An 11841-nucleotide genomic window follows, 5' to 3' on the forward strand; every position below is an offset into this window, starting at 1 on the left:
TCATAAAATAATTATCAATAAATATGACAACATTTAAACAAACAGCTACTTTATTGTTAATTGTATTCTTATTTATCACACATTTTACAATTGCTCAAAATCTAAAAATCACTTACGGAAACCCCTCTGAAGTGGGTATGGACTCACTTTACATTTACACCAAAGTAGATTCCATTATGACTGTTGGAATACAACAAGAAGCATTTCCTGGTGCACAGATTTTAGTGGTAAAAGACAGTAAGATTATTTTTAATAAAGCCTATGGTTTTCATACCTATGACAGTATTCAAGCAGTACGTTTAGATGATATGTACGATTTAGCTTCTGTAACAAAAATTACAGGACCTTTACCTGCTTTAATGAAACTTCATTCTGAAGGAAAACTAGATTTAGACAGTCCTTTTAGCACATATTGGAAACCTTGGAAAAAAAGAAAAGATAAAAAAGAACTTACCGTTAGAGAAATTTTAGCACATCAGGCAGGATTGAGTCCGTATATTATTTTTTTAAATGAAGTTTTAAAGAAAAATGGCAAAATAAAATCACGTTTTATAAGAACTAAAGCTAGTAGAAGATTTAAAAACGAAGCTTACGAAGGACTTTATATTAAGAATCGATTTAAAAATAAAGTATTTAGACAAATTAACCGATCTAAAGTTTCTGATGTAAAAAAATACAAATATTCTGGTTTAAGTTTTTTAATTTATCCTGACTTGATCAGTCAAATTACCAATGAAAATTACACAGAATATCTGCAGGATAATTTTTATGGGCCATTAGGAGCTACCACTTTAGGATACAGACCAAAATCTAAAAACTTTAATAATTTAATTGTGCCAACAGAAGTCGATAGCCTTTTTAGAAAAGGACTTACAAAAAACTGGGTTCATGATGAAAATGCAGCTCTTTTAGGAGGAATTTCGGGTAACGCAGGTTTGTTTGGTACTTCATTAGATTTGGCAAAAATTATGCAGATGTATGCCAATTACGGAATCTATGACGGAAAAAGATATATCTCCGAAAACACTTTAAAGGAATTTACCAGAATTCAATATCCAAATAACGAAAACAGAAGAGGTTTAGGTTTTGACAAACCCTTAATTAACAATGCCACATTATCTATAAAAGAAGCTTATCCTGCACCAGAAGTGAGTCCAGAGAGTTTTGGACATAGTGGTTTTACCGGAACTTTTGTTTGGGCAGATCCTACAAATAATTTAGTTTTTATATTCTTATCAAACAGAGTATATCCCAATAGAAACCATAGAAATATATACAATCTAAATATAAGACCAAAGCTGCAGCAAGTGTTTTATAAGGCAATAAAAAACAATTAATAATTTTATTTAAATCTACATTATGATACCAAATCAAGAAGAACTTTTTAAGAAAACATTAGATAATTTAAAAGAAAAACCAACTGAACAGAATATGTTTAATATGTTTTTAACGTTGTACCCAGCAGAATGGAAAGCTCTTAAAGTAACCTTTTCTAAATTTAACAGAAGTAAACAATTTGGTAAAACTATTCCGTTGCCAAAACCAGAAGTTTCTATCAGAAAAGATATTCGTGCTTGGTTAAATAAACAATAAAATGTTTGCTTTTATAGGATGTATTTTAGACACCTATTTAGACATTAAACATTGGTTTAATTAAAAAGAAGAAGAAAGTATGAGAAAGAAAATAACCTACCAAAAAGTATTGTTTGGCACCCAATGGCAAAACCACTTTTAGTTTTATTTATCATTTTTATTCCTGTTTATTTCCTATTTTCTTTCTTCTTTTTTAAAAATGAGAATCCAAAGAGAACTACAAAAAGAATGCTGGAAATTTCTAAACTTTTAGAAGCAGAAAAGAAACAATTTGGAAAATTCCCATCAGAATTAAAAGTCATTATTAGAAACAACCCATTAAGAAGCAATTTAACAACCGATTATTGGAAATCTACTTTTGTATATATTCCATCTAAAGATGGACAAAATTACAAATTGACTTCTTTAGGAGGAGATGGAAAATTGAATACAAAAGACGATATACAATACTCTTCAAATTAAATTACACTATCACATTTAAAATTGTTATTTTTGAGGTATAATGCTAAAAAAACTAGAGAACCACATTCACCAAAACCTTCCTTTTTTAAAGGATAAAAAGTTATTAATCGCCATTTCTGGCGGAGTAGATTCTGTGGTTTTAACGCATCTTTTATCAACATTAAAATTTGATATTTCTTTAGCACATTGCAACTTTAATTTAAGACCAATTGAATGTGATATAGACGAAGAGTTTGTAAAAGCCTTAGGTAAAAAACTAAATACCGAAGTTTTTACAATTCATTTTAATACAACCCAATTTGCCAAAGAAAACAAACAATCTACACAAATTGCTGCAAGAAACTTACGGTATGATTGGTTTAATGAACTTATAGAAAAACACCAATTCGATTATATTTTAACAGCTCATCATGCAGATGATAATTTAGAAACTTTTCTAATTAATTTAACGCGTGGTGCCGGTTTAGATGGCTTAACAGGAATTCCGGAAATTAATGGGAATATTGTACGTCCGCTTTTAAAGTTTTCTAGAGAAGAAATTTTAACTTTTGTAAAAGAAAACAATATTTCTTGGCGAGAAGATAAAAGCAATGCCTCTACAAAATACATCAGAAATAAAATTAGACATCAAATTCTTCCTGTTTTAAAGGAAATAAACCCTAGTTTGTTAGAAACTTTTGAAAAAACAACGGCACATTTAAAGGAAAGTCAGCAAATCATTGAAGATCGAATTAATGAAATATCAGCAGAAACAATAGCGACAGAAAACAATATTTCTAAAATTGATATTTCTAAAATTGAAAAATTATCGAACCCGAAGGCTTATTTATATCAACTTTTAAAAGACTATAATTTTACAGAATGGAATGATGTTGCCGATCTACTTTCTGCACAGTCTGGGAAACAAGTTATCTCTAAAACACATACTTTATTAAAAGATAGAAATTTTTTAATTCTAACAAAAAAAGGGTTATCAGCAGTAGAAACTATCTTTGAGATTGATAAAGACACTGTAGAAATTACAAATCCTATTCATTTAAAAATTGAAGAAGTACAAGAAAAATCAACAGAGAACAAACAAACCATTTATATTGATAAACAAAACTTACAGTTCCCTTTAACACTTAGAAAGTGGCAAGATGGAGATTTCTTCTATCCTTCTGGAATGACTGGGAAAAAGAAATTAAGCAAGTATTTTAAAGACGAAAAATTCTCGCTTTTACAAAAACAAAACACATGGCTACTCTGCAATAATGACAATGCCATTATTTGGATTGTAGGATATAGAAAAGACAATCGTTTTGATACAAACAAAAAAAACAATACACTCTTAAAAATTTCAATATAAACTTAAACCAATAAAATTATGAAGAAGCTACTACTTTTAATTGCCTTTACAACCATATTATCTTGTAAACAAAAACCTGAAGAAACGGTAGACTATGCAATTATTTCTGGTAAAATTGAAAATACAGATTCTAAAAAAGTAATCATTTACGATCAATATACAATGGATAAAGTTGCTGATATAACTATTGCAGAAGATGGTACTTTTAGAGACACTTTAAAGATATCTACCGACTTTTACGCACTGCGTCAAGATAAAGATTTCACTAATTTATATATTACTAAAGGAAGCATTTTAAAAATTGAATACGATTCAGAAAAAAAAGACTCTACGCTACAATTATCAGGCAGTAATAGCACTATTAATAAATACTTATCAGAAAAAAATAAGGTTATAGCAGCTACAACTGGAGATCAAAAAGAAATGTATCTAAAAGATGAAGCAAGTTTTAAAGCACATTTATTAAATATAAAAAAAACAGAAGAAGATTTATTAATAAAAACAAATGATATTTCTGAAGAATTTAAAAACAAGGAACTTAAAAACATTAATTACAGTTATTTATCTACTTTACAGAACTACACTCCTTATCATGGATATTACACTAAAGACAAAAGTTTTAAAGCTTCGGAAAACTTTTTAGATGAATTAAAAAATATCGATTTAGAAAATGAAAACGACTTTCTTTTTTCTCCAGGGTATAGAAGTCTTGTTGCTAATGCATTAGCAACCAATGCGACAGTATTAGCAAAAAAAGATTCTATAGCAGATGATATTGCCTATTTAAAATTGACTGCAAAAATTAAAAGTGATAAAATAAAAAATAAGCTATTATATGATGCCGCTAAATACGGAGTTACTTACACAGAGAATTTAGAAGAATTTTACTCCCTTTTTTCTAACAATTCTACCAACGAAGAAAACAACAAAACAATTACAACTTCTTACAACAAATTGAAAGCTTTGGCAAAAGGAAGTCCGTCTCCAAAATTTGTAGATTATGAAAACAATGCAGGCGGAACCACTTCTTTAGACGACTTAAAAGGAAAATATTTATATTTAGATATTTGGGCAACTTGGTGTGGACCTTGTATTGCAGAGATTCCTTCTTTAAAGAAATTAGAGAAAGAATATCATGATAAAAACATTCAATTTATAAGTATTTCTATCGACAAAATGAAAGACCATGAAAAATGGAAAGAAATGATTGTAGATAAAGATTTAAAAGGAATACAGTTATTTGCAGATAATAATTGGGAGTCTAAATTTATAGAAGAATACCTCATAAAAGGGATTCCACGTTTTATATTAATAGACCCAAACGGAAATATTGTAAATGCAAATGCACCAAGACCTTCTGATGAAAAATTAGTTGAAACACTACAATCTTTAAAATTATAAGAACAACGTTTATTTATAAAAATTAAAATCTTTGCAGCACAGTTATTATTTTTAATAAAGAATATATTTATGCAAACTATTTTTGTTTAGATAAAAACAAAAATGGACATTAAGTAACAGAAAATAAACAATTCACTAAAAAGGAATCAAATTTATATCGTTTTCGCAAATAAAAACATGATTATTCATTAAAAAGTAGGCTTAATCATTTCCCTTTTTCGTAATTTTAATCCCGTAAAATCATAAGAAAATGAACAATTTACCTAAGCTAGATAGATTTAATGAAAACGTACTGTCTAAATATCAGATTTATAACAGTATTTTCACAACGCTACCTTTTGACACCATAGACGATACTGGGGTTTTATTACCTCTTTTACATAAAGTTTGTAGTAAAGGTTTTAAATTAGAAAAAAACCCTACAGAAATTGTAGAACACTTTTTTAATAAATACCAAGACGAACCTACAGAAAAAGAAAAATCAGATTTGCTTTTTCGTTTTATTCAATTTATAGAACGTCAAGTAGTTTTATTTGATGCTGTAGAAGATGCCGCATATCCTATTGTAAATAATATGGATGGTTTTGGTACGTTAAGAAACTCTAAAGAGCTAGCGCTATTAAGCAATAAAAAAGACGAATTAAAAAAGCACTTAGAAGACTTTAAAGTACGTGTTGTATTAACAGCGCACCCAACACAATTTTATCCGGGGTCTGTTTTAGGTATCATTACAGACTTAGACAAAGCAATTCAAAATGATGATTTATTACTAATTAGAAAATTATTAGCTCAATTAGGAAAAACACCTTTCTATAAAAAAGAAAAACCATCTCCGTTTGATGAAGCTGTAAGTTTAATTTGGTATTTAGAACATGTTTTTTATCACTCTGTGCCTAAAATATACAACTACATTCAACATCATATTTATGATGGAGAACCAATAGAAAATGAAATTATTGAACTTGGTTTTTGGCCAGGTGGAGATAGAGATGGAAATCCGTTTGTAACTACTAAAATAACTTTAGATGTTGCAGAAAGATTGCGTCAAACAATTTTAAGAAATTACTATAGAGACATAAGACGTTTAAAAAGACGTTATACGTTTGATGGTGTTCAAGAAATTTTTGCAAAGTTAGAAAAGAGACTTTATAAGCATGTTGTAAGAAGTTATACGAAAGTTAATTTTTCTCAAAAAATCTTATTAGACGAATTATATGCTGCCAGAGAAATTATTGTAAATGATCATCAATCTTTATTTGTAGAAGAATTAAATGACGTAATCAATAAAGTTAGAATTTTCGGTTTTCACTTTGCAACTTTAGATATTAGACAAGATAGTAGAGTACATCACCAAGCATTTACTCAAATTGTAGAAGATTTACTTAAAACAGGAGACACTACTTTCCCTAAAAACTATTTAAGTCTTTCAGATGAAGAACAAGTGGAAGTTCTATCTGTTGTAAAAGGAAGTATAGACCCAAGTATTTTAACAGACGAAACTTCTGTTAAAACTATAGAATCTATTTATGCGTTAAAAGAGATTCAGCAAAGAAATGGAGAACGTGGAGCAAACCGTTACATTATTAGTAACAACCAAAGTGCTTTACACGTAATGCAAACTTTTGCAATGCTAAATTTATGTGGTTTTGAAAACGAATTACCAGTAGATGTTATTCCGCTTTTTGAAACTGTAGATGATTTAGAAAATTCAGAAGAAGTAATGAGAACCCTATACTCTAATCAAGTATATAGACACCATGTTGCTAAAAGAAAAAACAAACAAACAATTATGTTAGGTTTTTCTGATGGAACAAAAGATGGTGGATACTTAATGGCTAACTGGGGTATTTTTAAAGCAAAAGAAGCTTTAACAAGAATCTCTAGAGAATTTGATATTGAAGTAGTTTTCTTTGACGGACGTGGTGGACCACCAGCACGTGGAGGAGGAAAAACACACCAATTCTATGCTTCTTTAGGCCCAACAATAGAGGATAAAGAAATACAATTAACCATACAAGGACAAACAATTAGTTCTAACTTTGGTACGTTAAATTCATCTCAATACAACTTAGAACAATTGATAAGTTCTGGTATTAAAAATGATGTTTTTACAAAAGATCAATTAAATGATAACCATAGAGAGTTAATAAACGACATGGCTGCTACAAGTTATCAAACGTATGTAGACTTTAAAAATCATCCTAAATTTTTATCGTATTTAGAAAAAATGAGTACGTTAAAATACTATGCAAAAACCAATATTGGAAGTAGACCAAGTAAACGTGGTGGATCTGACAAGTTAGACTTTTCTGCATTAAGAGCCATTCCTTTTGTAGGTAGCTGGAGTCAGTTAAAACAAAACGTACCAGGTTTCTTTGGTGTGGGTACTGCTCTTAAAAAATACGAAGATGCTGGTAGATTTGAAGAAGTAAAAGAATTTTATCACGCTTCAGATTTCTTTAGAACTTTGTTAGAAAACAGTATGATGAGTTTAACCAAATCTTTCTTTGGCTTAACCTCTTATATGGCAGATGACGAAGAATTTGGTGAATTTTGGACTTTGATTTTTACAGAATACGAAACTTCTAAAAGGTTACTTTTAAAACTTACTGGAGAATCTGAATTAATGGAAAATTTTCCTGTAGGAAAAGCATCTATAGAAATTAGAGAACAAATTGTATTGCCTTTATTAACAATACAACAGTTCGCATTAAAGAAAATTCAAGAACTTCAAAAAAATGGCGGAAGCGCAGAAGAAATTGAAGTATACGAAAAAATGGTAATGCGTTCTTTATTTGGTAATATTAATGCAAGTAGAAATTCTGCTTAAAATTTTATTTATCAATTAATTACAGTATATTTATAAAGTAATAACACGTACCATGAGAAAATACGCTTTCTTACTTTTAACTTTATTTGTTGGTAGTTTTTGTTTTTCACAACAACAAACTACCAACAATAATTTTACTCCTGTTAGTATTTACACTACTTCTTTTCAGCTAAAAGCTGATAACAATCCTACTTATTCTTCTATAAACAAGGATTTAAACTTCAAAAAAAAATATAAATTTTCAACGGTTTCTTTTGAAGAAATTGATGATAACCAATTTTTAATTTCTACTGAAAATCTTTCTACAAAAGCCACTAAATTTATCTATGACGATTATAAAAGTTATAGAGATGAAAACTTATTAAAAGGTTTTTTACAAAAACACGACCCTACTCGATGGGATCCTATTAATTTTAAGCAACCAAACCTTAATTAATTTTCTTTATCTTTAGAAAAAAGAAAAAGAATGCTTGTAAAAGTCTATGGCTCTGCCGTTTTTGGTATTGAGGCAACCACAATTACCGTAGAAGTAAATATTGATAAAGGAATTGGCTATCATTTGGTAGGTTTGCCAGATAATGCTGTTCGAGAAAGTTCGTATCGAATTTCTGCTGCTCTCAATAACAATAACTACAAACTTCCTGGAAAGAAAATTATCATAAACATGGCTCCCGCCGATATTCGGAAAGAAGGCGCTTCTTATGATTTAACTTTAGCTGTTGGAATTTTAGCGGCATCTGCTCAAATAAAATCAGACCATATTGAAGAATACATTATTATGGGAGAGCTTTCTTTAGACGGAAGTTTACAACCCATAAGAGGTGCTTTACCAATTGCCATAAAAGCAAGAGAAGAAGGTTATAAATATTTAATTCTTCCGAAAGAAAACGCAAAAGAGGCTGCCATTGTAGATGATTTAGAAGTGTTAGGTGTAGAAAATATTTTGGAAGTCATCAATCATTTTAATGATGATAAAAAAATTGAACCCACTATTGTTGACACAAGAGCGGAGTTTTATAAAAATATCGATTTCCCCGAATTCGATTTTTCTGATGTAAAAGGACAAGAATCTATTAAGCGTTGTATGGAAATTGCCGCTGCAGGCGGACATAATATTATTTTAATTGGTCCTCCAGGATCTGGAAAAACTATGTTAGCAAAACGTTTGCCTTCTATTTTACCACCAATGACTTTGCATGAAGCTCTAGAGACTACAAAAATTCATTCTGTGGTAGGAAAAATAAAAAAGGAAGGTTTGCTATACCAACGTCCTTTTAGAAGCCCACATCATACAATTTCTAACGTCGCTTTAGTCGGCGGCGGACAATACCCAAGACCTGGAGAGATTTCACTTTCCCACAATGGGGTTTTATTTTTAGATGAATTACCAGAATTTAAAAGAGATGTGTTGGAAGTAATGCGTCAACCTTTAGAAGACAGAGAAGTTACTATTTCTCGTGCAAAATTTACGGTTACCTACCCAAGTAGTTTTATGTTGGTGGCAAGTATGAACCCGAGTCCGAGTGGTTTCTTTAACGACCCAAATAGTCCGATGACTTCTTCTCCACAAGAAATGCAACGTTATTTGAGTAAAATATCTGGACCTTTATTAGACAGAATAGATATTCATATAGAAGTGACTCCCGTTCCGTTTGAAAAACTAACCGAAGAAAGAAAAGGCGAATCTAGCGTTGTAATTAGAGAACGCGTTACAGCCTCTAGAGAAATACAATCTGAGCGTTTTAAAGATTTCGAAAACGTTCATTATAATGCCCAAATGAGTGTAAAACAGATTCGTGAGTTTTGTAAATTATCCGAAGAAAGTTTAACGTTACTTAAAACGGCTATGGAAAAACTAAACCTTTCTGCTCGTGCTTATGACAGGATTTTGAAAGTTTCTAGAACAATTGCAGACTTAGCTGCCACTAAAGATATTTCTCCAGATCATATTGCAGAAGCCATACAATATAGAAGTTTAGATAGAGATGGTTGGTTGGGGTAAAAGTTGACATTAATTAAACGCAAAGACGCAAAGGTAAATTGCAAAGTTCACATAGAATTATGGTTGAAAAACTGTTTGTTTTGTGTTTTAGCTATTCAATGAGATTGATTTTTAAAAAAAACCTTTTAGTAAAATTAACTACGTTTTCGTTTTAAATAGATATTATAAAGCAAACCGAACATAATTAGAAAGACTCCTAGTAAAGTCCAAAGAGTATAAATTTCTCCAAACCAAAAAGCGCCAATAACAATCATAAAAATGACTTCTAAATACTTTAAAGGTGCAATTACATTTGTTTCGTGAGATTGTAATGCTTTGGTCATATATAATTGACCAACATAACCAAAAATACCTAAACTTAGTAATAATAACCATTCTACTAAATTTGGGTTTTTCCAATTATTAATAGACATAATACCTCCAAAAACAAAAGCCATTACCATAAAATAATTGATAATTACTAATGGGTTTTCTGTGTCTCCTATTTTACGAATTACTACAAAAATTACACCTAAAGAAATTGCAGATAAAAGCACTAAGATTATTCCCATAGAATCTACATCTCCACCAAACCCTTTAATAACCAAAACCCCTATAAATGATAATAAAAATAAAAACCATTGAACTGTTTTTATTTTTTCTTTTAAGAAAATAAGAGCTAAAATAGCAGCAAAAATAGGAGAAGTATATCTTAATGAAACTGCCGTACCAATTGCCAAATAATTTAAAGCCTGAAAAAAAGTTGTTAAGGAAATTACTCCTGCAAGCCCTCTAATAAATAACAGTTTTTTATTATTCCCTAAAATAGGAATCTTCGCTTTTAAAATTAATGGCACCGTAAAAAACAACGTACCAATAGATCTAAAAAACACAATTTGATAAGCACTAAAATCATTTAAGAATTTTACAACAGTATTCATTAGTGAAAATGCAATAACACTAAAAATCATATAAAAAATTGCCTTTGAGCTTTTCATGAAGTGGTAGTTTTTACTATTTTAAACACCTATTAAAGTGGGCACAAAAATAGTGAATATTAAACTGGCTAACCAGTTTAATATTGGGTTTTCTAAAAACTCCAGTTTTTATAACTACTAGAACTTTCTAGTTTTTCTTCTATAGTATCGTCTAGTTCTTTAAAGAAATCAATACCAGTTATAGCTTCTATTTTATCTACAGAAACCACAAATTTATACAAAGGCAAATTAGACTCTTTGTGCGGCATTAGAAAAGCTAACATTTTAATTTTACCGTTTGTTTTATCTAGTATTACTTTATAAAACCTGTTTGGTACAGCAACAGCTTCACTTCCAATCGTTTTTAAATTGTTTTCTAAAACCCCTCCTGTAATTACAAAAACACCATCGTTTTTCTTTGCCCAATACCGTACTTTCTGTTCTAAACGATTCCAAACTCCTGCGTTAAATTGGTGTTCTTGCGGACTAATATTACTTGTTAAAAAGGTTTCATCGTGTGCTTCCTTAGAAAAACGTCTATCTGCTGCAGGACATAAATGCCCTTTATCATAACCAGATTTTTTATAATTACGCCAATGTGCTGCTTTGGTTTTTACGGCACTGTCTATTTCAAAATAAGGTCTTTTGTAATTTGTACTGCTTAAATCGGAAGCTTTTAACTCATACGCAACCCATTCTGCTTGTTCGTGTTTTTCGCTATAGGATAGTGAATAGTTTTGATGATGTATAACCTGGTTTGTAGTACTTGTTGGTAGAAAATATTGATTGGTTGTTGCTTTAGGTGTTTTACCGTTTTCTATTATGTTATTTTCTTTTTTAGCATCTAATAGTTCTTCAGAACCTAAAACAGCTACTAAAATGATGATGGCTATGATAGAGAGTAATTGTTTTTTTTTCAAGGTGATTATTTTAAGTTGTAAAGGTATGAAAGAAAGAGAAAATGGAATTTACTCTTTAAAATTATCAATCACTTTTTCTAATCAATCTATAATTATTTGGCTAAAGCCAATATTTTACATATTAATTAAACACAGACTAAAGTCTGTGACAATTCATGAAATCAATATAAACATGAGATTTTAATTATCTATAACACAATGGCTTTAGCCAAAATGTTGTTTATTTTTTATCCTTTTCAACGCAAAAAATGTTCTTCCATTCAGACGAAAGTCTGTGACAATTGATAAACTGAATATAAGCATGAAGTTTTTAATTGCCTGTAGATTTA

General features: G+C 29.9%; 10 protein-coding genes. 8 read left to right on the forward strand and 2 right to left on the reverse strand.

Translation table 11 applies throughout. The annotated features are described in order from the left end of the window. Positions 1-23: 23 nt before the first annotated feature. The 8 genes from GQS58_RS13345 to GQS58_RS13380 all read left to right on the forward strand — a co-directional run bounded on the left by GQS58_RS13345 (position 24) and on the right by GQS58_RS13380 (position 9636). A complete protein-coding gene (locus GQS58_RS13345; RefSeq protein ID WP_166386716.1) occupies positions 24-1337 on the forward strand; it encodes a serine hydrolase domain-containing protein in 1314 nt (437 codons plus the stop codon). 22 nt (positions 1338-1359) lie between these two features. Then, positions 1360-1593 (forward strand): hypothetical protein, encoded by a 234-nt coding sequence (locus GQS58_RS13350; protein ID WP_166386718.1) that lies wholly within the window; start codon positions 1360-1362, stop codon positions 1591-1593. Between the two features lie 123 nt (positions 1594-1716). Then, on the forward strand, positions 1717-2055 hold the full coding sequence (locus GQS58_RS13355; protein WP_166386720.1) for a type II secretion system protein GspG: 339 nt from the start codon (positions 1717-1719) through the stop codon (positions 2053-2055). Positions 2056-2095: 40 nt separating this feature from the next. Beyond that, the gene (tilS, locus tag GQS58_RS13360) at positions 2096-3403 is read left to right on the forward strand and encodes a tRNA lysidine(34) synthetase TilS (RefSeq protein ID WP_166386722.1); all 1308 of its coding nucleotides are present in this window, start codon (positions 2096-2098) and stop codon (positions 3401-3403) included. An 18-nt stretch (positions 3404-3421) separates the two neighbouring features. Continuing rightward, positions 3422-4804 (forward strand): TlpA family protein disulfide reductase, encoded by a 1383-nt coding sequence (locus GQS58_RS13365; RefSeq protein WP_166386724.1) that lies wholly within the window; start codon positions 3422-3424, stop codon positions 4802-4804. 250 nt (positions 4805-5054) lie between these two features. Further along, a complete protein-coding gene (locus GQS58_RS13370; protein WP_166386726.1) occupies positions 5055-7634 on the forward strand; it encodes a phosphoenolpyruvate carboxylase in 2580 nt (859 codons plus the stop codon). A 52-nt stretch (positions 7635-7686) separates the two neighbouring features. Further along, positions 7687-8070, forward strand: a complete 384-nt coding sequence (locus GQS58_RS13375) for a hypothetical protein (RefSeq protein ID WP_166386728.1) — start codon at positions 7687-7689, stop codon at positions 8068-8070. Positions 8071-8100: 30 nt separating this feature from the next. Then, the gene (locus tag GQS58_RS13380; RefSeq protein ID WP_166386730.1) at positions 8101-9636 is read left to right on the forward strand and encodes a YifB family Mg chelatase-like AAA ATPase; all 1536 of its coding nucleotides are present in this window, start codon (positions 8101-8103) and stop codon (positions 9634-9636) included. Between the two features lie 134 nt (positions 9637-9770). Here GQS58_RS13380 and GQS58_RS13385 read toward each other — a convergent pair whose 3' ends face one another. Next, positions 9771-10613, reverse strand: a complete 843-nt coding sequence (locus GQS58_RS13385) for a DMT family transporter (RefSeq protein ID WP_240914621.1) — start codon at positions 10611-10613, stop codon at positions 9771-9773. 92 nt (positions 10614-10705) lie between these two features. Continuing rightward, entirely contained in the window at positions 10706-11512 is an 807-nt protein-coding gene (locus GQS58_RS13390; RefSeq protein ID WP_166386732.1) for a DNA/RNA non-specific endonuclease, read from the reverse strand. Positions 11513-11841: the final 329 nt, after the last annotated feature.

It is taken from the genome of Polaribacter sp. 11A2H (genome assembly GCF_011379025.1).
Taxonomy (GTDB): domain Bacteria; phylum Bacteroidota; class Bacteroidia; order Flavobacteriales; family Flavobacteriaceae; genus Polaribacter.